This is a genomic window from Pseudanabaena sp. PCC 6802 (assembly GCF_000332175.1).
In the GTDB taxonomy this organism is placed as follows: Bacteria; Cyanobacteriota; Cyanobacteriia; order Pseudanabaenales; family Pseudanabaenaceae; genus PCC-6802.
In genome coordinates, this window is record NZ_KB235914.1 from 1,078,604 (window position 1) to 1,102,547 (window position 23,944).

General features: G+C 47.9%; 24 protein-coding genes. 8 read left to right on the forward strand and 16 right to left on the reverse strand.

What is annotated here, in order from left to right; genetic code table 11:
• Nucleotides 1–103: 103 nt before the first annotated feature.
• Both metG and PSE6802_RS0110335 read left to right on the forward strand, forming a co-directional pair.
• On the forward strand, nt 104–1,675 hold the full coding sequence (metG, locus tag PSE6802_RS0110330; RefSeq protein WP_019499989.1) for a methionine--tRNA ligase: 1,572 nt from the start codon (nt 104–106) through the stop codon (nt 1,673–1,675).
• Nucleotides 1,676–1,877: 202 nt separating this feature from the next.
• Nucleotides 1,878–2,483 (forward strand): LabA-like NYN domain-containing protein, encoded by a 606-nt coding sequence (locus PSE6802_RS0110335; protein WP_019499990.1) that lies wholly within the window; start codon nt 1,878–1,880, stop codon nt 2,481–2,483.
• Nucleotides 2,484–2,528: 45 nt separating this feature from the next.
• Here PSE6802_RS0110335 and frr read toward each other — a convergent pair whose 3' ends face one another.
• A complete protein-coding gene (frr, locus tag PSE6802_RS0110340) occupies nt 2,529–3,092 on the reverse strand; it encodes a ribosome recycling factor (protein WP_019499991.1) in 564 nt (187 codons plus the stop codon).
• Entirely contained in the window at nt 3,064–3,798 is a 735-nt protein-coding gene (gene pyrH / locus PSE6802_RS0110345) for a UMP kinase (protein WP_019499992.1), read from the reverse strand. The genes frr and pyrH overlap by 29 nt, the downstream gene beginning before the upstream one ends.
• Nucleotides 3,799–4,097: 299 nt before the next feature.
• On the opposite strand from pyrH, the gene cobA reads away from it, so the two are divergent.
• The 3 genes from cobA to aroC all read left to right on the forward strand — a co-directional run bounded on the left by cobA (nt 4,098) and on the right by aroC (nt 7,094).
• A complete protein-coding gene (gene cobA, locus PSE6802_RS0110350) occupies nt 4,098–4,862 on the forward strand; it encodes a uroporphyrinogen-III C-methyltransferase (protein WP_019499993.1) in 765 nt (254 codons plus the stop codon).
• Between the two features lie 338 nt (nt 4,863–5,200).
• Nucleotides 5,201–5,965: a hypothetical protein gene (locus tag PSE6802_RS28520; RefSeq protein ID WP_019499994.1), complete on the forward strand. Its 765-nt coding sequence runs from the start codon at nt 5,201–5,203 to the stop codon at nt 5,963–5,965.
• Nucleotides 5,966–5,993: 28 nt separating this feature from the next.
• Nucleotides 5,994–7,094, forward strand: coding sequence for a chorismate synthase (aroC, locus tag PSE6802_RS0110360; protein WP_019499995.1), 1,101 nt, complete (start codon nt 5,994–5,996; stop codon nt 7,092–7,094).
• A gap of 117 nt (nt 7,095–7,211) precedes the next feature.
• On the opposite strand, the gene PSE6802_RS0110365 is transcribed toward aroC, so the two are convergent.
• The 8 genes from PSE6802_RS0110365 to PSE6802_RS0110400 form a co-directional block, all read right to left on the reverse strand.
• Nucleotides 7,212–7,832: a Uma2 family endonuclease gene (locus tag PSE6802_RS0110365; protein ID WP_019499996.1), complete on the reverse strand. Its 621-nt coding sequence runs from the start codon at nt 7,830–7,832 to the stop codon at nt 7,212–7,214.
• An 81-nt stretch (nt 7,833–7,913) separates the two neighbouring features.
• Nucleotides 7,914–9,644: an urease subunit alpha gene (ureC, locus tag PSE6802_RS0110370; RefSeq protein WP_026103216.1), complete on the reverse strand. Its 1,731-nt coding sequence runs from the start codon at nt 9,642–9,644 to the stop codon at nt 7,914–7,916.
• 5 nt (nt 9,645–9,649) lie between these two features.
• A complete protein-coding gene (locus tag PSE6802_RS28525; RefSeq protein ID WP_019499998.1) occupies nt 9,650–10,180 on the reverse strand; it encodes a hypothetical protein in 531 nt (176 codons plus the stop codon).
• Between the two features lie 13 nt (nt 10,181–10,193).
• The gene (locus tag PSE6802_RS31895) at nt 10,194–10,349 is read right to left on the reverse strand and encodes a DUF29 family protein (RefSeq protein WP_019499999.1); all 156 of its coding nucleotides are present in this window, start codon (nt 10,347–10,349) and stop codon (nt 10,194–10,196) included.
• Nucleotides 10,342–10,653 carry an urease subunit beta gene (locus tag PSE6802_RS0110385; protein WP_019500000.1) on the reverse strand — a complete coding sequence of 104 codons (312 nt, stop codon included), beginning with the start codon at nt 10,651–10,653 and terminating at the stop codon, nt 10,342–10,344. The genes PSE6802_RS31895 and PSE6802_RS0110385 overlap by 8 nt, the downstream gene beginning before the upstream one ends.
• 123 nt (nt 10,654–10,776) lie before the next feature.
• Nucleotides 10,777–11,286, reverse strand: a complete 510-nt coding sequence (locus tag PSE6802_RS0110390; protein ID WP_019500001.1) for a hypothetical protein — start codon at nt 11,284–11,286, stop codon at nt 10,777–10,779.
• An 11-nt stretch (nt 11,287–11,297) separates the two neighbouring features.
• Nucleotides 11,298–11,948, reverse strand: a complete 651-nt coding sequence (locus PSE6802_RS0110395) for a hypothetical protein (RefSeq protein WP_019500002.1) — start codon at nt 11,946–11,948, stop codon at nt 11,298–11,300.
• A 282-nt stretch (nt 11,949–12,230) separates the two neighbouring features.
• Nucleotides 12,231–14,222, reverse strand: coding sequence for an amylo-alpha-1,6-glucosidase (locus tag PSE6802_RS0110400; protein ID WP_019500003.1), 1,992 nt, complete (start codon nt 14,220–14,222; stop codon nt 12,231–12,233).
• 770 nt (nt 14,223–14,992) lie between these two features.
• Between PSE6802_RS0110400 and PSE6802_RS0110405 the strand changes: the two genes are divergently transcribed.
• The 3 genes from PSE6802_RS0110405 to PSE6802_RS0110415 all read left to right on the forward strand — a co-directional run bounded on the left by PSE6802_RS0110405 (nt 14,993) and on the right by PSE6802_RS0110415 (nt 18,976).
• Entirely contained in the window at nt 14,993–16,165 is a 1,173-nt protein-coding gene (locus tag PSE6802_RS0110405; protein WP_019500004.1) for a glycoside hydrolase family 5 protein, read from the forward strand.
• A gap of 268 nt (nt 16,166–16,433) precedes the next feature.
• A complete protein-coding gene (locus PSE6802_RS0110410; protein ID WP_019498766.1) occupies nt 16,434–17,735 on the forward strand; it encodes an NF041680 family putative transposase in 1,302 nt (433 codons plus the stop codon).
• 425 nt (nt 17,736–18,160) lie between these two features.
• On the forward strand, nt 18,161–18,976 hold the full coding sequence (locus PSE6802_RS0110415) for a hypothetical protein (RefSeq protein WP_019500005.1): 816 nt from the start codon (nt 18,161–18,163) through the stop codon (nt 18,974–18,976).
• A gap of 18 nt (nt 18,977–18,994) precedes the next feature.
• Here PSE6802_RS0110415 and PSE6802_RS0110420 read toward each other — a convergent pair whose 3' ends face one another.
• The 6 genes from PSE6802_RS0110420 to PSE6802_RS0110445 form a co-directional block, all read right to left on the reverse strand.
• Nucleotides 18,995–19,750, reverse strand: coding sequence for an anti-sigma factor (locus tag PSE6802_RS0110420; RefSeq protein WP_019500006.1), 756 nt, complete (start codon nt 19,748–19,750; stop codon nt 18,995–18,997).
• A gap of 16 nt (nt 19,751–19,766) precedes the next feature.
• The gene (locus PSE6802_RS0110425; RefSeq protein ID WP_019500007.1) at nt 19,767–20,327 is read right to left on the reverse strand and encodes a sigma-70 family RNA polymerase sigma factor; all 561 of its coding nucleotides are present in this window, start codon (nt 20,325–20,327) and stop codon (nt 19,767–19,769) included.
• A 277-nt stretch (nt 20,328–20,604) separates the two neighbouring features.
• Complete coding sequence (locus tag PSE6802_RS0110430; RefSeq protein ID WP_019500008.1) at nt 20,605–21,231, reverse strand: 4Fe-4S single cluster domain-containing protein; 627 nt, start codon at nt 21,229–21,231, stop codon at nt 20,605–20,607.
• Nucleotides 21,232–21,355: 124 nt separating this feature from the next.
• Nucleotides 21,356–21,817, reverse strand: coding sequence for a hypothetical protein (locus PSE6802_RS0110435; protein WP_019500009.1), 462 nt, complete (start codon nt 21,815–21,817; stop codon nt 21,356–21,358).
• Between the two features lie 206 nt (nt 21,818–22,023).
• On the reverse strand, nt 22,024–23,328 hold the full coding sequence (locus PSE6802_RS0110440) for an NAD(P)/FAD-dependent oxidoreductase (protein ID WP_019500010.1): 1,305 nt from the start codon (nt 23,326–23,328) through the stop codon (nt 22,024–22,026).
• Nucleotides 23,329–23,347: 19 nt separating this feature from the next.
• Entirely contained in the window at nt 23,348–23,701 is a 354-nt protein-coding gene (locus PSE6802_RS0110445; protein WP_019500011.1) for an ArsR/SmtB family transcription factor, read from the reverse strand.
• Nucleotides 23,702–23,944: the final 243 nt, after the last annotated feature.

Genomic DNA, 23,944 nt, shown 5'->3' on the forward strand with positions numbered 1-23,944 from the left:
CTAGCATTATTGCTATAGACGATCGCGCCTGTGCTAAGTTAGGAATCTGCAAGGCAATGCCCCATACTACTAATTACTTAAATTTATTACCGCTACAGTATTTATGACCCACGAACCGGTGGCTTTGACAACGCCACTCTACTACGTTAATGATTTGCCACACATTGGTAGCGCCTATCCAACTATAGCTGCCGATGCTTTGGCTCGCTTTTATCGCTTAAAAGGACACCCTACCCTATTCATTACGGGCACGGACGAACACGGTCAAAAAATCCAACGGGCAGCCGAAAAGCACGATCTTACGCCTCAGGAGCATTGCGATCGCGTAGTAGCATCATTTAAAGCGCTCTGGAAAAAATTAAATATTCGCTACGATCGGTTTTCCCGCACCACCGATCCCCGCCATCACGCGATCGTCAAAGAATTCTTCCAACGCGTCTATGATGCTGGCGATATCTACCTTAGTCAGCAAACAGGTTGGTATTGTGTTGGTTGCGAAGAATTTAAAGAAGAAAGAGAACTGCTTAGCGATCGTCACTGCCCTATCCACACTAATATCAGTTGCGAGTGGCGAGATGAAGCCAATTACTTTTTCCGACTATCTAAGTACCAAACTCAGCTAGAAAAACTGTACGAGGAGCAACCGGACTTTATCCAGCCAGAAAGTCGGCGCAATGAAGTATTAGGCTTTGTTAAGCAAGGTTTAAAGGACTTTTCGATTTCCCGCATCAACTTAGATTGGGGCTTCCCAGTCCCGCTCGACCCATCGCACACGATCTACGTCTGGTTTGATGCCCTTTTGGGGTACATTACTGCCTTATTAGAGCCAGATGCTGAGCCTACTTTGGCAGCAGCGGTCAAGTATTGGTATCCCATAAATCTTCATATTATTGGTAAAGATATACTGCGATTTCATGCAGTTTACTGGCCTGCCATGCTAATGTCTTCAGGTTTGCCAATTACAAAGCACGTATTTGGGCATGGTTTCCTGACTAAGGACGGCCTCAAAATGGGCAAAACATTAGGTAATACAATAGATCCATACGACCTGGTAGATCGCTATGGTGCCGACGCAGTTCGGTATTACTTTCTGAAGGAAATCGAGTTTGGTCGAGACGGCGATTTCAATGAGGAAAGGTTTGTGGCGATTTTGAATGCGGATCTGGCTAATAGCTTGGGTAACCTCCTGAACCGCAGTTTGGGTATGGCCGCCAAATATTGCCGACAGGAAGTACCCGCCTATGGTGCTAGCAGTGTATCGCACCTGATTGAACCCGTAATTCGGTTGGCCTCAAACCTGGGCGATCGCGTTAGTCAGGCGTATATGAGCTTGGACTTTCGGCAAGTCTGCGAAGAGATCCTGTCACTTGTGTGGAGTTGCAACAAGTTAATTGACGATGCCGCACCCTGGCAGCTTTATAAGGCTGGCAAGCAGGATGAGGTTAACGCTTTAATTTACGCATTATTAGAGGCTATTCGGATAACCACTTTTTTACTTTCACCAATTACCCCGAGTTTAAGTCAAGCAGCTTACCAACAGTTAGGGTTAGAGTTTAGCGAAACTCAGCCCCCTATATGGGAGCACTCTACATGGGGAATACTTAGGCCAGGCAGCCTGCTGCTTAAGCCCACTCCGGTTTTTGCTCGCATAGAATCAGCAGTAACCACCAACTGAATAAAAATATGTTAAGCTGTTAAGCACATATACTCAAAAATTTATTAAAAATATACTTATTTTAACAATTTGAAAAATTTTGGTTATGCAGTCCTAGCGAAGTTTAGTTTTAGGATTAACAAATTTTAAAGCTGGATGGTAAGCGTTAAATCGTAAAAAACTTTGTCTAGTTCACTAAAGCCAACTTTATATAGGAAAAACAATGTTAAATTTCGATCATAGCGATTCGGCTTTCACGCCCGAACAGGTCATGGAGAATCGAGGGCGAGTGGCCATCTTTATAGATGGCTCAAACCTCTTTTACGCAGCTTTGCAGTTGGGTATAGAAATTGATTACACCAAGCTCTTGTGGAGATTGACTGAAGGCTCTAGATTGCTAAGGGCATTTTTCTATACAGGTGTCGATCGCACCAATGAAAAGCAGCAGGGGTTTTTGCTCTGGATGCGCCGCAATGGTTACCGCGTCATTTCTAAAGAGCTAGTGCAATTACCTGATGGGTCTAAAAAAGCCAACCTGGATGTGGAAATTGCGGTTGATATGATGGCTTTGGCAGGTTCGTATGACACTGCCGTCCTGGTTAGCGGTGATGGGGATTTGGCCTATGCCGTGGACGCTGCTAGCTATCGAGGGGTACGGGTGGAAGTAGTCAGCTTGCGATCGATGACGAGCGATCACCTTATTAACGTCGCCGATCGCTATGTAGACTTAGAAGCAATTAAGGAAGACATCCAGAAAGTTTCAAAGCCTAACTCGGGCTACTCCTTTCGGCCAATGACAGGAATAGCTGCCCTCGATAGCGAAGGCTAATTTGGAGAGTTCTAACTAAGCTAAGAACTCGTTTAACTAAACAGTTCAGACAGTTGAAATTTCCTTTTCTTTCTCCGCCAGGATACGATCGACGTTCTTAATATATTTCTCTGTCAGCTTATCGATCTGATCGTGGAGTTTTTTGGCTTCGTCCTCGGATATTTCTTTAGCTTTTTCTTGCTTGCGCGTAGAGTCAATGGCATCGCGGCGCACGTTCCGGATTGCCACTTTGCCCTCTTCAGCTAATTTGGCAACGGTTTTTACGAGTTCTTTGCGACGCTCGGTAGTAAGTGGGGGGATATTCAGGCGAATACTACTGCCGTCATTATTGGGGGTTAAACCGACATCAGACTCAGCGATCGCGCGTTCGATTAGTGCCATACTACTGCGATCGAAAGGTTGAATCGCGATCGTCGAGGCATCGGGTGTAGTCACGTTAGCTAAGGACTTTAATGGAGTTGGAGCGCCGTAGTACTCCACCATTATCCGATCCAGCAAAGACGCGCTGGCTCGACCGGTGCGCACGGTATTAAAGTTTTGCTGCGTGGCTTCGACAGCCTTTTGCATGCGCGACTCAACATCAGTTAACTTCACAGGAACCTCCGACATAAGTACCTATTGATTCTCCCATGACAGCGCGGCGAATGTTACCAGGAACACAAAGATCGAAGACTACGATGGGAATATTATTTTCCTTACAAAGTGTAAATGCAGTGATGTCCATGACTCGTAAGTCATCTGCTAGAACGCGATCGTAGGTAAGGTGCTGATAGCGCTTGGCATCGGGGTTGAGTTTGGGATCGCTGTCGTAGATCCCATCCACCCTGGTAGCTTTAAATATTACTTCAGCGTTGATTTCAGCACCGCGTAGAGCAGCAGTAGTATCGGTGGTAAAAAATGGATTGCCCGACCCTGCGCCAAAAATTACAACTAGCTTATTTTCCAGATGGCGGATAGCTCGGCGGCGAATATACGGCTCTGCTACTTCTTGCATGGCGATCGCCGTTAGTACCCGCGTCTGAATCGGATCGTCAAGGTGTTCTAGGGCATCTTGAAGGGTGAGCGCGTTCATGACGGTCGCAATCATGCCGATATAGTCAGCCGTGGCTCTATCCATACCAGCCGCCGCACCCTGCATACCGCGAAAAATATTACCGCCGCCAACGACAATTGCTACCTCTACGCCACTACGCACGATTTCCGCTATTTCGAGACTGATAGACTGCACGATAGCAGGATCTATCCCAAAGCTGCGATCGCCCATTAACGCCTCGCCGCTAAGCTTGAGCAGAATACGCTTATATTTAACGTTCATAGTAGATGATGTAGCTTCCTTCGATTACCTGACAACCTTTGATTTCAAACCAATCAGTAACATAGAGGGTAGCTCATGTTAATTTGACACAATAAACCGACGCAACTTGGGTTTGCGTCATTAAAATTTTGTCCATCATAGATTAGCACCGATCGAGCGCTATCTTAAGTAAAAATTACTGGTAGTTAGTCGTGGGATTAGTACTGGTAGTGGTGTATCGTAGAGCACTATTCTTCATATTGGGGCATGATAGTTGTATAGACTGCATAAATCTATTGCATAATTTCAAATTACATTAAATGCCGAAATCTGGCGATGCTGAGTATCTTGGTAAGGTCTATCTGGTAGGGGCTGGCCCAGGAGACCCGGGGTTGATGACGCTAAAGGGCAAAGGGATCTTAGAGCTTTGTGACGTGGTAATCTACGATGCTCTGGTCAGTGCCGAAATTTTGGCTATGGTTAACCCCATTGCGGAGCGGATTAACGCAGGTAAGCGGCGCGGCAACCATTCACTGCCACAATCGGAAACCACGCAATTGTTAATTGAAAAAGCCAGGCAACATGCCATTGTAGTCAGGCTGAAGGGAGGCGATCCGTATATCTTTGGGCGTGGGGGCGAGGAGATGAGCGACCTGATTGCGGCTGGCGTTACCGTGGAAGTGGTACCTGGGATTACAGCAGGGATTGCGGTGCCTGCCTACGCGGGGATTCCGCTTACTCATCGCGGTTATAGCTCGTCGGTGACATTTGTGACAGGGCATGAAGCAGTGGGTAAATATCGGCCTCATGTTAATTGGCAAGCGATCGCTTGTGGCTCGGAAACCATTGTTGTTTACATGGGGTTGCACAACCTGTCCGAGATTATTCAGAATCTGATTGACGCTGGCTTACCACCCCGCACGCCGATCGCGCTGATCCGCCAGGGTACGCGAGCCGATCAAAGCGAACTAGTTGGCAACCTGAGTAATATAGCGGATCTGGTCGCAGCTACAGGATTTGCTCCGCCCGCGATCGCTGTAATTGGCAAGGTAGTCGAGCTGAGGGATTTATTAGCGAGCGTTTAACTCAACCGCCACAGCCACCTTTAAGCGAAGAAAATGAGGTCTGGGCGAGAAGTTTGACCGCAGGTGCTTAGCCATAATTTTGGATTTATAGCTATAGCCAATAGGCTTAGGGCGGGGTGCAGGGGTGGAACCCCTGCGTGGGGGCGCAGCCCCTACACCCCCTGTCCTAACAGATCTGTCTGCGGCTATAAATCACCCTATTGGCTTGTTTTGATTCAGTGCTGGTTGGGGAATGATACTTACGCGATCTAGATTTTGTTACGATTTAGATCTAAACAGTTAAATCTTGACATATACGCTAACCAAGGAGTGTAAATACTACGAATCCCACCTACATTTTGTACCATGCTAATTGTTTTGATGGTTTCGGTGCGGCTTGGGCAGCGTGGAAAGCGTTAGGCGATCGCGCTACATATATTCCCGTCAAACATGGTAATCCTCCGCCGGAGGTGCCCGCAGATGCCAAGGTTTTCATTCTCGACTTTTCCTATCCCAAAGACATGTTGCTCGATTTGCAGCAGCGCGTGGCAGGCTTAACGCTGTTGGATCATCACAAAACCGCCCAAGAAGATCTATGCGGCCTGGATTTTGTCATTTTCGACATGCATAAGTCAGGGGCAATGCTGGCATGGGAGTACTGGCATCCCGGTACGATCGTACCCGATCTGATTGCCTACATCAGCGATCGCGACCTGTGGCAGTTTACCCTACCCAAAAGCCGCGAGGTATTTGCAGCGATTTGCTCGTACCCAATGAACTTTCAGGTGTGGGACGACTTTGACATCGATACGCTCAAGCAGGAGGGAGCAGTAATTATGCGCCTCCAAACGCAATTGGTCAGTAGCATGTGCGATCAAGCGATCTTCAAAGAGATTGCTGGTTATCGCGTACCTGTGGTCAATGCTTCTACCTTCTTTTCCGATGTGCCGCACGAATTGTGCTTGCGCTATCCCGACGCACCATTTGCGGCTTATTATTTCGATCGCGGTGATGGAAAGCGCCAGTGGGGGCTAAGATCGATTGGGGAGTTTGATGTCAGCGCTATTGCCAAGCAATTTGGCGGTGGCGGTCACCTCAACGCTGCTGGATTTACTGAAGGCTAATTCCCGATCGCTGTTGCTTTGAGAAAACATGGGTAATTCTTTTGGACATTTGTTTCGCATAACTACTTACGGTGAGTCGCATGGCGGCGGCGTAGGTGTGATCGTGGATGGCTGTCCGCCACGCATAGAAATTAGCGAAGCCGAGATCCAGGTCGATCTCGATCGCCGCAAGCCAGGGCAAAGCAAAATCACCACACCCCGCAAGGAAGAGGATCGCTGCGAGATTTTATCCGGTGTATTTGAGGGCAAAACCCTGGGTACGCCCATTTCAATCCTGGTGCGCAACAAAGATGCCCGCAGCCAGGACTACAGCGAAATGGCGACAAAGTTTCGCCCTTCCCATGCCGATGCCACCTATCAAGCTAAATACGGTATTCGCAACTGGCAGGGTGGTGGTAGAGCCTCTGCCCGCGAGACAATTGGACGGGTAGCGGCAGGCGCGATCGCCAAGAAAATTCTGCGCCAGTACGCCGGAGTCGAAATTGTCGCCTATGTGAACCGCATCAAAGATGTAGAAGCCGCGATCGATCCCAACACGGTCACTTTAGAACAAGTCGAAAGCAATATCGTGCGCTGTCCCGATCCCGATGTGGCAGCCAAAATGATCGATTTAATCGAGCTAGTCCGTCGCGATGGCAACTCCATAGGCGGCGCGATCGAGTGCGTCGCCCGCAACGTTCCCGTTGGCCTGGGCGCGCCGGTATTCGACAAGCTAGAGGCAGACCTAGCCAAGGCGGTTATGTCTTTACCCGCAACTAAAGGTTTTGAAATTGGCTCTGGTTTCGCGGGCACTTTTCTAACCGGACGCGAGCACAACGATGAGTTTTACATGGAGGGCGATTCCCAAGGGGATGCACCTCGCCGCATTCGCACTCGCACCAACCGTTCTGGCGGCATTCAGGGCGGCATTTCCAATGGCGAAAATATCCTGATCCGCGTCGGGTTTAAGCCTACCGCCACGATTATGCAGGAACAAAAAACCGTGAGTATAGACGGAGAGGACACCACGCTCACCGGACGCGGACGGCACGATCCCTGTGTACTACCCCGCGCCGTCCCAATGGTGGAGGCAATGGTGGCTTTAGTACTGTGCGATCATTTACTCAGGCAAAAGGCAATTAGTAGCTAAACAAGGGATATACGAGCGCATGTTTCGCCTGCAAGCAGCAAGTTACCAAGAGGAGCGCAGCAATACGATTGATGGATAAAAAGAATATCCGACTCGTTCTGCATATTGGAATTATCCTCACCTGCTAGCTCGAAAAACCTGTTCGGCAGTCAGATGCAACTCTGGAAAAGTTGGAGATACTATTGGAGCATCGCCTTTAAATTGACACACTTGGTATTCCTCGTCAATTAATTGATGAACCGATATAGTAGGTTCCTTGGACTCTCCAATAAAATTGCGTCCCCCCAAAGCTGCATAGTCAACGATCCAGTATTCGGGAATGCCCATTTCTTCATAGTCAGCACGTTTTTTAAAATAATCATCTCGCCAATTGGTACTCACAACTTCAACAATTAGCTTGACCGATCGCGCATTTTCAATAATCGATTCGCTTTCCCAACGCAATTCGGAGACAAGGGCTTCCCGATCTAAGACTATAATGTCTGGCTCGTAGCCAGATTTTTCACTGCTGGGTTTGACTATAGACTCTCTAGGGATTGTCCAAATTCCTCTCCTCCCAGCTTGAACTATAGCCAGGATTAATTCCTCGATAAGGAAGCCAGTTACATTTGAATGTTTTCCCGTAGGCTTTGGCATCTCGACAATTACCCCATCATGCAGTTCATAGCGCACTCCAGTGTTGGGATACCACTCAATAAACTCTTCAAAGGTTACTGATGTCTTTAGAACTGGAACCATAAGCTATCTCGGGTGACTATTATAGTCTAGCGCGATCCTGAGAAAGCGATCGCGCTCCTCGTGCAGTCATCAGACAAAAGTCTAGAATAAAAAGTAACGTTGCGCCATTGGTAAACTGGTGGCGGGTTCGCAGATTAGCAGTTCGCCATCAGCGCGCACCTCATAGGTTTCTGGATCGACTTCCATCTGTGGCAAGGCGGTGTTTAGTTTCATATCCTGCTTGCTCAGTTGCCGCGTTCCCTCTACTGCCACGGTTGGTTTAGCTAGTTTCAGATGACTGAGGGTATCTCTTTCTAATGCCATCTGCGAGACAAACGTCAGAGAAGTTGCCGATCGTGCGCCACCATAACTGCCAAACATGGGTCGCATATGTACGGGCTGAGGCGTGGGAATACTGGCATTGGCATCGCCCATCTGCGCCCAGGCGATCGCGCCACCTTTGATTACCATTTCTGGCTTCACGCCAAAGAAAGCGGGTCGCCACAGACATAGATCGGCTAGTTTGCCTGCTTCGATCGAGCCGACATGCTGGGCGATGCCGTGAGCGATCGCGGGATTGATCGTGTATTTGGCAATGTAGCGCTTGGCTCTAAAGTTATCGTTTTGCGATGATGCTTCCACTGTCCCCGCTTGGGGAGAAGCGAGAAATCCGCGCTGCACCTTCATCTTGTGCGCGGTTTGCCAGGTGCGAATAACTACCTCACCTACTCGGCCCATTGCCTGAGAATCGGAGGAAATCATACTGAATGCGCCCAGATCGTGCAGGATATCCTCGGCGGCGATCGTTTCGCGGCGGATGCGCGATTCGGCAAAGGCAACATCTTCGGCGATCGCGGGATCGAGGTGATGGCAAACCATCAGCATATCGAGATGTTCGTCCAGCGTGTTCAGCGTATAGGGGCGAGTGGGATTGGTAGAAGATGGCAGTACGTTCGCCTCGCCGCACAGCTTGATAATATCGGGAGCGTGGCCGCCTCCTGCCCCTTCGGTATGGTAGGTGTGAATCGTGCGCCCCTTGAAAGCTGCGCGGGTTGTCTCTACAAACCCAGCCTCATTGAGAGTATCCGTATGAATTGCCACCTGGACATCGTAGCGATCTGCGACGCTCAAACAAGTATCGATCGCTGCGGGTGTCGTCCCCCAGTCTTCGTGCAGTTTCAGTCCCATCGCTCCTGCTTCGATCTGCTCCACCAGAGCTTCGGGCTTGCTACTGTTCCCCTTACCCAGGAAACCTAAATTCATGGGGAAAGCATCGGCAGCCTGCAACATGCGATAGAGATTCCAAGGCCCAGGAGTACAGGTGGTGGCATTGGTGCCAGTGGCAGGGCCTGTGCCGCCGCCGATCATAGTGGTGATACCGGAAGCGATCGCGACTTCGATCTGCTGCGGACAGATAAAGTGAATGTGGCTGTCAATGCCACCAGCAGTGAGAATTTTTCCCTCTCCGGCGATTACCTCCGTGCCGGGGCCGATGATAATATCAATCCGATCTTGTATGTAGGGATTGCCAGCTTTCCCAATCTTGTAGATCCGTCCGTCTTTAATGCCCACATCAGCCTTGACAATTCCCCACCAATCGAAAACGATCGCGTTGGTAATTACCACGTCTACGGCACCGCCAGCATTGGTAATCGGCGATTGCCCCATGCCATCGCGGATGACTTTCCCGCCCCCAAATTTCACCTCATCGCCGTAGGTGGTGTAGTCCCGCTCTACTTCGATAAATAATTCCGTATCTGCGAGGCGGATGCGATCGCCCACGGTGGGACCAAAGGTTTCGGCATAGGCGCGGCGATCCATTCTGTAACTCATGTGTTTTACTTTCCTTTCAGGTGAAAAATATAGACAAAATCAATGCTACGGCGAATGCCGCTGCCAAAATAAATGTTAGAACTAGCAAATATGCCATCGGAAACAATGCGATCTTTAAAGGGGAGCAACACGGTTTCTATTAGCCTTGTCAAAGAATAACCAAACAGATCTTCAAAAGGAATATAGAACGACATTACACCGTAAGCTTTGTACGGTTCCTTAGTACTGAGAAAAACTGTGTCTCTCTTGAGATATCGATAAACGTAGAACTTTCCCTCAATAAACCCCTTCCAGCTTCTAATTATGGCTGCATCCTCAGTTGAAAATTCGCTGCCATGATTTTTCAAGAATTCGTCTATCAATCCAGGTGTTTGATATAGCTTGTCTCTGACTTTGCGACGCTCTTCAACGGGATAACCATTAACATCAGCAGCAGTTTTGATGCCGGAAGTAATATGCAATTTATTGTTGACAAATGCCAATAACGGTTTAAAAGACCTGAAAAATTGCTCGATTTCTGTTTCTGGCAATTGCATAGTCAACCTCAACCTAATTCGGCAAATAATCGGGATCTAAACTTTGTTCGATCGCAAATGGAGGTTCTAAAGGGAAAGTATCCATTGGTAAACCAGTTTCCAAAGGTGCCATTTTTCTGGCATTCTGATAGCATTCATCGAATACTGCCTCGATCGCTCTGTTAGACATCCAGGCGATCGTTTACCAGGTTGTTAAAACCATATACTTCGCGGCTGCCCGCAAATGGTACCAGAGCTACTTCTTTCTCATCGCCTGGTTCAAACCGAACGGCTGTCCCGGCTGGAATATCCAGGCGCATTCCTTTTGTTACCTCGCGGTCAAACCTGAGCGCTGTGTTAACCTCGTAAAAATGGTAGTGGGAGCCGACCTGAATGGGGCGATCGCCTGTATTTGCCACGCTGACGCGAATTTGCGATCGCCCTGCATTTAGCTCAATTTCACCCTTGGGCGTAATAATTTCACCTGGAATCATAAGCTATGTTTATTTATTCCTAGTTGGAACGGTTTAGTAGCCGTTTAGACTCATAACCTACGACAAGCTTGCCAGATTGGTTGTCAAAACGCAACTCCGGTTGACAAATATATTGCGATCTTCTCACTTGCTGGGAGAAAATTGTTGTAGAAGGAGTAGCACCTGGCTAATCTCAGCACGCAAGATCCCGATCTCGTTCTCAATTGTATTGAGGCGCTCTATAACTAATGTTTCAAAATTACTAGTAGGTGCTACCTTTTGTGGTAGTGAAATGCTTATTTTCTCAACAAGGGTATCCCAACTCTTAGCCTTTACTCCAAAGTGAGATGTGGCTTCGCGTAGAGTTTTATATTTTTTCTTGAGGCGATCGACAGTATAAGTATTTGTTGCTTCAGGTAGCCGAGCTTGATTTTCCAAATTTTCCTTTTCTAAGTCTTCCTCGACCATGTCAACCACTTCATCAATTAGCCTGTCATGGTTTTGAGCGATTTGAGCTGCAGCTCCTAAGATACGTGAAGTAACCTTTATTTGCAGATCGGTTTCCTGTCTGAGTCGATCTGCAACTTTGCGAACTTGCTCTCCCAAAGTTTCTGTCTGCTGAAGATGCTTAATAGGTGATGTTTTAGAGTTCATGAGTTCCTTTTTTATTCAGCAATAATCTCTCGAATTGCAAGCCAAATGCGCTTAAATTTCTGTACTAAGCCTATAGGATTATTACGCGGCTCATCTTCTACTGAATCAACCAGTTTTTGAATGCGATCCATACGCTCTGCTAGGTTATAGAGATGATCTACTGCTTCATCCTTTCTCTCTAATGACTCGTGTAACAGAACGGTCATTTCAGCAATTTCCTGTTTTAGCCGTTCGTTTTCTCGTTTGCGCCGAGTTTCCCATCCCTTGATGCCAGCTTTCGATTTCCTTTCAGTTTTAAGTTCTACTTGAGCTTCATTATATAGAGTCAAATATTTTGAACGTTCTGCATCTACCTCTTGATATCTAGTCAATAACTCAATTGCCTTTGTCTTCTCTTCCTCATAAAGACTAAGAGTTAACTGATAGCTTTCCTTTAATTGAGTAGCTTCCACCTGCAAAGTTTCAAACTTCTGCTGAACGTGAACGAGTTGCGTAGTAGCTTCCTCGCTTTCACGTACGCGTTGTTGCAACTCATCTCGCTGAGCGCGGACATTTTTTAATTGTTGGCTTAGTTCGTGAGGAGAAGAAGGCTCTTCTCGACGAGAACGAGGGTATTTCCTTTCATTATCGTAATTGTCATCTCGGCGATCCGATCTCCGCATTATCTCTAGCCCCAATCAACTTTCTAATTCACTCAAACAGCAAGCTCGATCGAAATTTATATAGCGGTTTTCAGATCAGAAAGAGTAGGGGGTTTGGGGGCGTTGCCCCCAAGAAGGGGTTCCACCCCTTCACCCCAAAAATAAAACCCGTTCTCAAGTGAAAACCGCTATACTTGACTTAACTCTGACCAACTATTAATAGCTTACCCATTAAATTTAGCCCGATCGTCTTGAATATACCCAAACATACAAAGAATATTGCAATGCGCTAAATATATAGGTTCAAGCCACATTGCCTACCAGTAGCCACGATCGCAATACCTCAGCTACAGTCCAGGCTTGAGCGATACAGCCGCGTGGAGTCATGGGGGCATCGCCGTCAAAGATTTCGCTGAGGCTGCCCATGCCGTGTGCCATGAGATGATTGGCCATTGGTTGTAAGAACGATCGCGCCCGATCTCGATCGCCATAAACTTTAAGGTGCGCCTGCACGAACGCACCGATTAGCCAGCCCCAGGTCGTACCCTGGTGATAAGCACCGTCGCGCTCGTACTGTCCGCCGCCGTAATAACCTTGATATTGTGGGTTCCCAGGTGCGAGCGATCGCAGTCCGTGGGAAGTCAGCAAAAAGCGGGCGCAGGTATCGACTACAGCGCGTTGCCGATCGGTTGTCAGTAAAGGTGTTGTAGGTAGGGATACCGCAAAAATCTGGTTGGGGCGCAACGTGTCATCGTCGCCAGTTGGACTATCCAGGACATCGTAGCAATAACCCTTAGACTGATTCCAGAAGCGCTGGAAACCTTGGGCGGTTTGCTCTGCCATCTGGGCATATTGAGTTTCTGGCTGCTCTAATTCCTTCGCGATCGCCGCCATTATTTGCAAAGCGTTGTACCACAGTGCATTGATTTCCACGGGTTTGCCCATACGAGGTGTAACCACCCAGTCACCCACCTTCGCATCCATCCAGGTCAGTTGCATGCCGATCTCGCCCGCATATATCAAACCATCGCGATCGAGATGGATGTTGTAGCGAGTACCGCGTCGGTGCCATTCGATAATCTCTTGCAGGGCGGGATAGAGTTCGCGTAACAGTTCGTCATCGCGCGTAGCAGCGTGATAGGCACGAATTGCTTCAAAGTACCAGAGCGTGGCATCAACGGTATTGTATTCAGGAGTCTCGCCTGCATCGGGGAAGCGATTGGGTAACATACCGCGATCCAGGTATCGCGCAAATGTGAGCAGAATCGAACGGGCGATTTCGGGGCGGCCTGTCGCCAGAGTTAATCCGGGCAGGCTAATCATCGTATCGCGCCCCCAGTCGCTAAACCAGTGATACCCCGCCAGAATGGTTTTACCATCGGGGCGATCTGGGATGGGACGACTGACAATAAACTGGTCGGCGGCTAGAACTAAGCGATCGATCCAAGCTGGTGTTGTCTTGGATGCTAAAGACAAATAGTTGGCGGCTTGCCAGCGCTTGAGCAGAGAGCGTTCGTAGGTGCGCTTCTCCTCCAAAGTAGTTTGGATCTGAAAGTTGGGTTGAGATTCCGTACTGGCGATAATTGTAAGGGATTCTCCCGGCTGTAAAGTTGCCTCAAAAGTAGCGACGTGCAGGTGATCTTCGCGATCGCGCAGACCTCGATAGCGTTCTATTGCCAAGTCAAACCCCCTATACCAATTGTGACAAATGCTGAGACTGCTGCGATCGCAAAAGAGATAGAATGGCACGGCTGTAGGGTCAGCAGTCACACAGACACCGCGATTGACTGGAATCGCTTGCATTTGCCAGCCTCCCACCGTATCGCTATGGTAGTCGCGATAGTTAATCAATGCTTTAATCGATATTGTTAGCGTTGTGCTGGCTCGATGTAGGTAATAGCTGATATAAGATGTATTTTTCCCCTGCTCCATCCATATTCGCTTTTCCAAGAGAGCATCGGCGCAAGCATATCGCCAGGTTGGGATCGTGCCCTCAAGCGCAAAGCTTTCGATCTGAAGATAGCCGTGCGGATCGACTACATCACCCACCCAACGATTGGTGTAGAGGCTATATTGCTGGCGATCGTACGAGACAGTTTCATCTAGCTTGGCAAGCAATAATGTTCGCCCCAGTGGCGGTTGCAGGGCGGCAACTAGCAAGCCATGATAGCGACGGGTCAGTAAGCCTGTGATCGTGCCGGAGGCATACCCACCAATACCGTTAGTAACCAACCATTCCCGACTGGAGGCAGTGTTAAGATCGCCGCAAATTTCCCGTCCAAAGTTAACGCTCATAGGTTTACCGCAGTAAAGTATTCGGTGCAGAATTGCCATTATGCAACTAAAGCATCGATCCCAAAAAGTAGCACTATTAAGCCCAAAATGTCTCTTTTTTTGACAATTGATATTCGATTAAGTTGTTATATTCATGACTATGATTTCAATCGGAATCTATCGCTTAATCTAGGAATTATAGCCATAGACAGATCTGTTAGGACAGGGGGTGTGGGGCTGCGCCCCCACGCAGGGGTGAAACCCCGGCACCCCGTCCTAAGCCTGTTGACTATAGCTATATCTATTGGTATTGGTTAATATTTTTTGCGTGCAGAATGTGGAATTTGTGCGGTTATATGGACAATGTATAGAGCATTACCTGGAAAAATCTAAAGAGAGTGATATAAAGGTTATTGGGCAAAAGTTGGTATCTGATTTGCGGTTTACGTGCCAGCTCTAAGCACTGACTTTCAGCCCCCCAATGAGAGTTGAGACGAACTTTCTTATCTAACATAGACACTGCTTTGTCGCTATAGCGGTTTTCAGATGAAAACGAGAAGGGGGTTTGGGGGCGTTGCCCCCAAGAAGGGGTGGAACCCCTTCACCCCATCAATAAAACCCGTTCTCAATTGAAAAGTGCTATATACAAGGCCACGTTTTGTTGCACTTAGAAATTTTTAATCATTTCTTATGCTCAAGGGCTTTATGAAAAATATGCCTCTTGGCTATGTTTTCTACGGCTTGGATAGGAGCGTTGTAAAGGGAACTGCCAAAAAACTACAAGACGAAGTATGACACCTTTTTTCGATTCCGCTAAACCTGACCCGCTAACCAACTATTTGCCTCCCACTTCCCTCCCTGATGTTCCCGATTCTCGTTTAGCGATTTTAGCCCGAGGTGTTAACGTCAGCAGGTGGTTTGCAGGTGCCGCTAGCTTAAATCGTTTTAACAATTATCTTTCTGATGAGAATCTCAAATTTATTCGCGATCTGGGATTTAATCATATCCGCTTGCCAATTAATCCTAAGCTTTTGTTCCAAGAGGACAAACCGACCGAGCTTAATCCTGAGATGCTTCCATTTGTGGATAAAGCGATCGCGCGCATCCAAGTACATGGAATGGCAGTAATTGTAGACATACATCCCTGGGGTAAAGCCGGACATGAATTTCAAAGACGATTGATGGCTGAAGACTCTTTTGCCGATAAATTCACGCAGTTTTGGGGAGCATTGGCAAAACACCTTAGTACGACAAATCCAGAACTAGTCTTTTTAGAAACGATTAACGAGCCGTTTCATTTCATTGGTAATGGCTCATCCTACGATCGAGCCACCGCAGACCGTTGGGAGAAGATCCAGGCTCAGATCCTGCACGTTATGCGTCAGAATGCCCCACAGCATACCCTAATTGCCAAAGCCCTTGGAGATGGCTACAAACCATTACTAGATTTAAAACCAGTTGCAGATGGAAATGTTGTCTATAATTTTCACTTCTACTCTCCATTTATTTTCACGCATCAAGGTGCCTCATGGGTTGATAGTTCCATCGCCTCGCTTGAAGGGGTTCCATATCCATCTACACTGGCTTCTGCTCAAGATGGGAACAAGGCTAAGCCTGACATATTAACCAATTACGTCAATAGGGGGAACTGGAACTCCGCACGGATTGATTCGATCGTCAATCAAGTGGCTAGTTGGGCGTTGAACAATCAGGTACATGTTACAGCCAACGAATTTGGCGTGCTACGCAATTCTGCTCCTCATAGCGATCGCCTTAACTGGTTTCACGATGTATCCACCTCTCTTTCCAGGTATGGGATAGGAGAAACCTTATGGAGTTATGAGGATCCTTTCGGTTTAACCTATGTTGAAAATAAGCAGAAAATATTCGATCGAGGTGTTGCTGATGCGATCGGTCTGAAAACTGATTCGCTGCAAACCCCCTTAACCTTGTTCTCCCCCTAGAAATATCTTATACCAATTTAAATTGTTGTGGTTACGGATAGGGGGTGGGGGCAACGCCCCCAAGAAGGGGAGGCAGGGCGGTCTTGGGGGTTCCCCGCTAGAGCCACTGCCGTGTTCTACCCCTTCACCCCGTTCGATCTGTCGTATTTACTGTTCAAATTGGTATTAACTGGAGTTTAGACTAAAAAGTGGTAAAAAGCAGCCAGCCATTGCAGACTGACCGCTTGATGATGGAAGCTGAAAAGACTATAAAATCAACAGCTTCATCATGATTAGTTTGGATAAACTTGAGCAATTTCGCAAGTACACGTACGAAATTATAGGGAACGGGAGAGATGCGCTGTTCGACTTGATGGATGCGGTACTGACGAGTCGGAGTGTTTCATCGTTTGTGGAACTTTCGTTAAGCCCATTATTTCGGAGGGAGTGGTCGAGTATCTATGAAGCACTGCAAGATAGTCATCCTCCACGTGAAGACTTGATGAAGCAATACATACAGCAAATGCCGGCAGCAGAGGTGACGATATTGGCGGGCGACCATACAGCCTGGTCGCGTCCCTATGCGGTGACATTACAAGAACGCACCTACGAACATCAACCTCAACCGGGAGTAGGAAGCAAACCTGTTACGGTGGGGCAAGGATACAGCACAATTGCCTGGATTCCAGAGTCAGAAGGGAGTTTTGCCTTACCGTTGCGGCATGAGCGGATCACCAGTTTCGAGAACCCGATTCAGAAAGCCGCTAGTCAGTTACGCTTGGTTTGTGCGGAAATTCCTGGGACTGTGCTTTTCCTGGGGGATGGCGAGTATGGGTGCGCACCATTTTTGCAGCAAACAGCAGACATCCCGTGTATCAAGCTGCTCAGGCTACGCCCCAACCGGGTTCTGTATCATGCCCCAAAGGATTACGAGGGGCATGGGCGACCCCATAAGCATGGAGAGAAATTTAGCCTCAAAGACTCTGACACTTGGTCTATTCCCCAAGCAGACATCACAATTGCAGAGCCTAAACTGGGACGATTGCAAATTCGTCGATGGCCAAACCTGCACTTAAAGCAAGCCGCAGACCATCCCTTTACACTCATTCTGGTCGAACGTCTTGATATGCCTGAATCGAAACCCCTGTGGTTGATTTGGGTCGCTAAAGACGAGCCAATCTTGAGTGAGGTATGGCAAAAATATCTGCGCAGATTTGCCATTGAGCATTGGTATCGCTTGGTGCGTCAACGTCTCCATTGGACAATCCCTCAGCTTTCTACCCCTGCTCAGATGGAGACTTGGTCGGACTTGATGCCTTTACTTACTTGGCAATTGTGGCTCGCTCGTGAACTTGTCCAAGACTCTCCTCTGCCTTGGCAGAAACCGATGACTAAATTGTCTCCTGGTCGAGTTGCAAATGCTTTTGCTTTAGTTTTGGTCAGGATTGGCTCTCCTTCCCCTGACCCTAAACCTCGCGGTAAGTCTCCAGGTTGGCCTCTTGGGAAAAAACGAACCCAACGGATTCGTTATCCTACTGTCAAAAAACGCTATGCCAAGCCCCTCAAAAAAGCTTCCGCTGCAACTGCTTAGCTCAACTTCTTCCCTTTTATCCTCTCTCTCGCTAGTTTCTATCTAGCGAGATGCTTCTTGTTGCCTTTTAGTCTAAACTCCAGTATTAAGGAATAGGGTGCATCTTAAGTTTGTAGGTTCATACCCCCACCCATCCTCACCTTGCTAAGGGTGAGGTGCCAGAGGCGAGGGGGTAATTGCAAAACTGGGATGCTCTCAAGGAATACAAAACCTACACGAGTAGGATTTATTCCCTACTTTTTCACAATTTCCATCTATGCTTCATATAGTTGTAGACAGATTGGTTATTAAGGGGGTAGGGTCTACATCACCCAGGCAGGGGTAGAAACCCTGCACATCGTCCTGAGCCTGTTAGCTATAGCTATAAAATTAAGAGCTACTACTAATTGTAGGTAGTGGTGAAGATCCCTTGCACATGGAGCTTAATGCAATACCTAGTAACCACAAATAAGGATCGCGTTCCTAAAAATGCGCAAATTTTTGTAGTAGGCAATGCACCAGTAGGTTGGGTGCCAAAATCGGGGGATTTTCATTGGAGTAGCGATCGCCCGCGTGAGCCTGGCGAATCGGATCGAGTAAAATCCGTTATCGCAGTAATGCCCACTCTGAAGTCCGGTTCGAGTGACACAAACCTGCTGCAATACTTTCGTCGATCGCGAGCGAAGCAAGATCTAACGCAATTAAGGCAATGCCTCGTATCAACACAAGTAGCTTTTGATGCTTGCGTTGCTGCAACATGGTTGCAAATCGATCGGGAGCAACAAAAAGCCAATCGCGATCGCCTCATAGCTATTGGTTTGGATCGCGAACATCTGTCGGAGTATCCCGAACTTTTACCTCTGAGCAACTTTGCCTCACAAGTACGGGCTGCATTACGCCAGGAAGAGCTAAAACTTCTCGACAAAGTAGGAGAGCTATTGGGTGCTGCCGCTTTCTGGTCTGGGGGAACTGTGTGGCTAAAGCATCGCGAGCTTGAGGGTGAAATCACGCATATTCACATGAACGATCGCTGCGTGGAGGTGGATTGCGGTGCGGATGGAACGCACCTTGCCAATTATTGGGATACTACTTTCCCTAGCGATCGCTCGCGTTGGTCGGACTTTCAGACCGAAGCCCATGATTCCCTAGTGTTTAGAGTGCAAGCTGAATGGTTGATTGCCGCCTGCCGAGGCGATCGCCAGTGGCCGGGAAAAAAGGAGGAAATTGCGATCCCTCAATCTGAGTCAGAATCTCTATCTTGAGGAATCAGAGCTTGGCTTTTAGATTGTCCCACCAGCGACTCTTTTTCCGGTGGGTTCTAATGGTGCCGTGGCAGGACTTTGGGTAACAAAGATACCTGTAGTTTTTGTCCCTTTTGGTGGCACTTGAGGCGGGTTGATACTTACAAATACGGAGCCATTAGTATCGGTATTAAACTCGCCACAAAAAATGGTTTGATTATTCTCCAGCGATAACCACAGGCGGTAGACTTCGCCCGCAGGTAATGATGGTAAATCCCTGAGAGATAGCACAACCTGCTGCCATTTCCCCTTTTGGAATAATAATGTCCCAGTGGAATTATTCTCTTGACCCGTAAGCGCGACCAGGCGACTATCATTCCTTTGCAGAAGCGCTGCCACTTTTTCCACATTAGAACTCTGCGCTACGGACAACTCTTGCCTCAGGCGGAAGTTGTCAATGCCAAGTAAAACGGCGATCGCAGCTGCGATCGCCGCCACGATTTTGACCCAGAGCATAGAGGGGCGATTGGTTATTGCTGCGCTAGACTGGCGGCGCAATACACTAGTAGCCGCAGCATCGAGCGTCTTTTGCCGCAGGCGATCGGGCGGTTGCATGGGAGGTGTACCGAATGAAATCATGCCCATGGTTTCTTGGAAGATCCTGAGTTCCTGGCGCAGTTCGGGATTTAGCAATAGCATGCATTCCATGCGCTCCATTTCCTCTGGAGTGAGGTCTTCCAGTACATAGCCCGCCGCTAATTGTTGAAATTCTTCTGAGTATCTAGAAAGTGTCATAATCTTTTCCCCCAATTTATCCGCACATACCTTGTAACAGTTTTCTTAACGCGATAATGCCTTGGCGCGATCTATGCTTGACTACTCCCAAGGATAAATTTAGTTCCTGCGAAATTTTGGCTTGACTCATACCCTTGTAATAGTTCATTTCTAGAATCTGCCTATGCTCGGATGAAATTTGCCGCATTGCCTGCTGCACCGCCTCTTGGCATTCCTCCATCGAAGCTTGCTCTAAAGGCATTGGATCTGATGATTCTTCCGTTACGGTCTTTTGCCAACGCTCCAGGAAATTTTTGGTGGTATTGCGCTTGCGGATTTTGTCTAGCGCGCGCGATCGCGTCAGTAAGCCTATAAAGCTTTTGAGCGACCCTCTAGACGGGTCGAAACTATCCTGCTGCCAAAATGTCACAAATATATCTTGTGTTAGGTCTTCTGCCTCCTGAGAGTTGCCTAATATTTTATAAGCGACACTGTAAACCAGACCGACATAGCGATCGTATAGCACCTCAAGTGCTTTATGTTGCCCTGCTCTCAAACTCCGAACTAGATCGGCATCCGAGGAATCAGTTAATCCCATACAAACCAACCCATACAATTGTTTACGTACAACACACCTGTATCATATTGGGCAAAACTGACACTTTTCTCTTTGGAGATCGTAACTAATAGACCGGCAACCAGAGTAAATCTAGAAAGATTTCTTTAGAGATCGTAGTTAATATTAACAATTGCCTCTAAGCCACTCGATCGCAAGCAGTCACAACCCTAATGTTAGTACGCGATCGCTCGGAAGATGGATCGCTGTTTTTGCGCGTGAATTTGAGGCGATCGCGCAAGGATATAAGCAACAGCTATTATTCAGTTAAATTCATTTGTCCGCGATAGCCTGTAATGAGACGATCGCCATTTTTGAGGATGTGAATTTCCATGCGATCGCTTGCCCAGGTGAGGCGATCGTGGAGTGCGGGGTTAAACAGGTGTACGCGTTGATTGCGGGAAGAAACCAGGGAGTCTGGAGCGTGAATTGCCAGCGATTCAACATAAGGGCCATCCACTAAAATATCCAGTTCCTGTAGCAATTCTCCAGCACCTGCTGGGGCGCGCGTTCCTTGTAGTTCTTCTAGTGTAAATCCGGTAAAGGACATCACATTCAGTCCATGTGCCTTCGCTTGACGGGCTAACTGTGCTAGAGCAGGAGCCTGCCAAAAGGGTTCCCCGCCAGAGAAAGTTACGCCTTCATTTCTGGGATTGCTCAGGATACTCTCCAGCAAGGCATCTACGGTAATTAGTTGATTCGTTTCAAACGGCCAAGAACCGGGATTGAAACAGCCAGGACATGCGCGCAAGCAACCCTGTACCCAAACTACAGCACGACATCCCGGCCCGTTTACCTCTGAGTTATCCACATATCCCATGATATTCAGATAACCAGGTGGAATCTCCATCAATGCCCGATCGGCTTTATTGCTAACATTTGACATAGTCTCATCTCTTCGCAACTATTTAGTGTCAAGATGCACGATTCAGTTATGAGTCGTTGTTAGGGATAGCGGACAAAGCGCCATTGCTACGTCCGCTATTCCAATAACTATGATACTGCATTTATTAACGCCGCCTGTTCCAACCTGCCCAAACTGGAATACCATCCTTGTCTCGCAAAGTCAGCACCCGATCGCCTTTTTTTACTTCTGCGGCAATCAGGGTTGGTTGTTCGCCAAATACTGTCCGCGAACCTTTTACCTCGACCGTGTCGTGCAACTGAATTTGAACTGCTCGATTGTCAATGTACCAGGCTGGGCCGAGATGAACTGTAATTTCCTCTCTGGTTTGAGTTCTCACTCGTAAATGAATACCGCCCGATATTTTCCCAAAGGTCGCAGTATCTACGCCGATTACCTCACCCTGAATGGTTTCAACGGTAGCAGGATCGTACGTTCGCCAGGACGGGTTTCCCATCCTCCAGCCACCACCTCTACCGCTGTAAGGCTGAGCAAATCCAAATGGAATAATTGCCAATGAACTGAACATCATGACCGCAATAACGAGTAAACTAAATTGCTTTTTCATAATGACCTCTATTAAGATTATGTGAGATATAGCACTTTTCAATTGAGAATGGGTTTTATTGATGGGGTGAAGGGGTAGAACACGGCAGTGGCTCTAGCGGGGAACCCCCAAGATTGCCCTGCCTCCCCTTCTTGGGGGCAACGCCCCCAAACCCCCTACTTGTTCCGATCTGAAAATCGCTATAAATACAAGGGATTTGTAAAAGCTTAATGAATTAACTGATTCAGGTTGTAATCTTGCTTTACGGAAAGAGGCTCCACTAGTGATAATCCCACGATGTGCAATCCCAAACGTTCAAACCAGGGAACGGCTGTACCAAAGCGCATTTTCATCAGAAAATATTGCTCGAAGGCTTTTTTCATCCAACCCACCCAAGTGCCTCGAATCGCTATGGAACGATGGCGTTTTCCTAAGATCGGATCGGGTAGCACGGGATCGGCTAGGAAGAGAATTCCGGTATTGCCAAAGTCTGCAAAGCAAATCGCTTCTAGAGTTGGAGTGACTAGCCGGGCAGAAATTGCACCTACTTCGATCGCAATGTTGTGCGCGACTGCCATTCCCATTGCTTCAGTCATCTGTCCGGTTTTGGGAACGCCCACGGGTAATGGAGTCTTCTCGGGTGGTTGAAGTTGTACGATTACACCCACTGAGTAAATAGAAGGATAGTTGGGATGCTGGTAAGTAGGCAAAGTCGGCATAAATCCCTTTAGAGCCGTTAAGCCTGTGGTTTCCCTTAAAAATCGAGGGCCGCGAAAAGGTGGCAACAGCATGGAGTAGGCAAATGGTAGCGTCCGTCCATCTGCTAAATGTATCTGATTGGGTTCAATGGTGGCGATCGCAGTGTTATCCATTACCTCTATATTGCGTTCTGCCATCAGTTCTGTAATGAGTTGAGCGGAGTTTGCCATGCCTCCAATGCCGAGATGTCCTGCATACGGTTCTGGCGTGACGAAGGTAATCGGTACGCGATCGCGCAGACCTAACTGCCGCAATTGATAATCGGCTAACAAGGCAAATTCGTAGGCGGGTCCAAAACAACTAGCTCCAGGCACGGCTCCAACAACCAGCGCGCCTGGATGCTGCAAGAACTCTTTCCATGCTACTTTTGCCATTTGTGCGTGGTGGGGATTGCAAACCGATTGCGTGTAACCAGTTTCAGGTCCCAATCCTGGCAGCGCATCCAGTGCGAGTTCCGGTCCAGGGGCCACAACCAGGTAATCGTAAGCGATCTCGGTTTCTCCTGCCCAAATCAATTGGCGATCGGGATCGAGTTTCTCTACTTTGGCTTCAACCCATTCAATATTTCGCGCAGTTAGCCGAGGCTTCAACTTAACCTGAATAGATTCCAGCGGAATTGAACCAAAGGCTACCCAGGGTAATGACGGGGTAAAGGTAAAGGTTGGTGCATTTGAGATAACTGTTACTTGATGTTGGCGAGGTAGGAGATGTCGGAGTTCGTAGGCAGTTGGTAAACCACCCAAACCCGCACCAATTACGACAATATGAGCCATGGTGAAGAACCTCTTACAATCAATTGGACAATGGCTGACGTAACGTTTCGAGTTGCTGGAGTTGCTGAGACTGCTCTCGCAGTCGAGATTCCAGCCCTCGGCAAACAAGTTCGCACAGATCGAAGATCGATGGATCGGCAATGGCGTAGTACGCGCTAACTCCGTGAGGCTGGCGTTTGACCATGCCCGCCTGGGTAAGAATTTTCAAGTGTTTCGAGACGTTGGCTTGTCCTAATTTAGTGGCATCCATAATTTCGGACACGTTTTTAGTGCCGGATCTAAGCGCGCATAGCACTTGTAAGCGGCTGAGTTCTGAAAGCACTTTGAAATAATCGGAGACTTGGGCGAGCGCAGAAGCAGAAAGTTCAGACATAAAACTAAATGCAAGAAGAATTTTTTCGATCTGGGTTGCTTATTTTGGTTATATTACTATATAGTAGTATAATTGGTCAACTCAAAAATTTAACTGCTGATTATTGCAGGTAATTTGACGATTGGCTTGCTGAACTATTCAAGGCTGCGTTCGCAAGTTCAACGTCCAAAGTTAGCCAATTTAGATAACCGATCTTTTTACATGAGGAGAATCGCAATCGATGGACAGTAAAGTTATAGCGGT

What these genes read in the sequence shown, in the direction of transcription:
- metG (WP_019499989.1), top strand. Translation starts at nt 104, where the DNA reads ATGACCCACGAACCGGTGGCTTTGACAACGCCACTCTACTACGTTAAT.
- PSE6802_RS0110335 (WP_019499990.1), top strand. Translation starts at nt 1,878, where the DNA reads ATGTTAAATTTCGATCATAGCGATTCGGCTTTCACGCCCGAACAGGTC.
- frr (WP_019499991.1), bottom strand. Translation starts at nt 3,092, where the DNA reads ATGTCGGAGGTTCCTGTGAAGTTAACTGATGTTGAGTCGCGCATGCAA.
- pyrH (WP_019499992.1), bottom strand. Translation starts at nt 3,798, where the DNA reads ATGAACGTTAAATATAAGCGTATTCTGCTCAAGCTTAGCGGCGAGGCG.
- cobA (WP_019499993.1), top strand. Translation starts at nt 4,098, where the DNA reads ATGCCGAAATCTGGCGATGCTGAGTATCTTGGTAAGGTCTATCTGGTA.
- aroC (WP_019499995.1), top strand. Translation starts at nt 5,994, where the DNA reads ATGGGTAATTCTTTTGGACATTTGTTTCGCATAACTACTTACGGTGAG.
- PSE6802_RS0110365 (WP_019499996.1), bottom strand. Translation starts at nt 7,832, where the DNA reads ATGGTTCCAGTTCTAAAGACATCAGTAACCTTTGAAGAGTTTATTGAG.
- ureC (WP_026103216.1), bottom strand. Translation starts at nt 9,644, where the DNA reads ATGAGTTACAGAATGGATCGCCGCGCCTATGCCGAAACCTTTGGTCCC.
- PSE6802_RS28525 (WP_019499998.1), bottom strand. Translation starts at nt 10,180, where the DNA reads ATGCAATTGCCAGAAACAGAAATCGAGCAATTTTTCAGGTCTTTTAAA.
- PSE6802_RS31895 (WP_019499999.1), bottom strand. Translation starts at nt 10,349, where the DNA reads ATGTCTAACAGAGCGATCGAGGCAGTATTCGATGAATGCTATCAGAAT.
- PSE6802_RS0110385 (WP_019500000.1), bottom strand. Translation starts at nt 10,653, where the DNA reads ATGATTCCAGGTGAAATTATTACGCCCAAGGGTGAAATTGAGCTAAAT.
- PSE6802_RS0110390 (WP_019500001.1), bottom strand. Translation starts at nt 11,286, where the DNA reads ATGAACTCTAAAACATCACCTATTAAGCATCTTCAGCAGACAGAAACT.
- PSE6802_RS0110395 (WP_019500002.1), bottom strand. Translation starts at nt 11,948, where the DNA reads ATGCGGAGATCGGATCGCCGAGATGACAATTACGATAATGAAAGGAAA.
- PSE6802_RS0110400 (WP_019500003.1), bottom strand. Translation starts at nt 14,222, where the DNA reads ATGAGCGTTAACTTTGGACGGGAAATTTGCGGCGATCTTAACACTGCC.
- PSE6802_RS0110405 (WP_019500004.1), top strand. Translation starts at nt 14,993, where the DNA reads ATGACACCTTTTTTCGATTCCGCTAAACCTGACCCGCTAACCAACTAT.
- PSE6802_RS0110410 (WP_019498766.1), top strand. Translation starts at nt 16,434, where the DNA reads ATGATTAGTTTGGATAAACTTGAGCAATTTCGCAAGTACACGTACGAA.
- PSE6802_RS0110415 (WP_019500005.1), top strand. Translation starts at nt 18,161, where the DNA reads ATGCAATACCTAGTAACCACAAATAAGGATCGCGTTCCTAAAAATGCG.
- PSE6802_RS0110420 (WP_019500006.1), bottom strand. Translation starts at nt 19,750, where the DNA reads ATGACACTTTCTAGATACTCAGAAGAATTTCAACAATTAGCGGCGGGC.
- PSE6802_RS0110425 (WP_019500007.1), bottom strand. Translation starts at nt 20,327, where the DNA reads ATGGGATTAACTGATTCCTCGGATGCCGATCTAGTTCGGAGTTTGAGA.
- PSE6802_RS0110430 (WP_019500008.1), bottom strand. Translation starts at nt 21,231, where the DNA reads ATGTCAAATGTTAGCAATAAAGCCGATCGGGCATTGATGGAGATTCCA.
- PSE6802_RS0110435 (WP_019500009.1), bottom strand. Translation starts at nt 21,817, where the DNA reads ATGAAAAAGCAATTTAGTTTACTCGTTATTGCGGTCATGATGTTCAGT.
- PSE6802_RS0110440 (WP_019500010.1), bottom strand. Translation starts at nt 23,328, where the DNA reads ATGGCTCATATTGTCGTAATTGGTGCGGGTTTGGGTGGTTTACCAACT.
- PSE6802_RS0110445 (WP_019500011.1), bottom strand. Translation starts at nt 23,701, where the DNA reads ATGTCTGAACTTTCTGCTTCTGCGCTCGCCCAAGTCTCCGATTATTTC.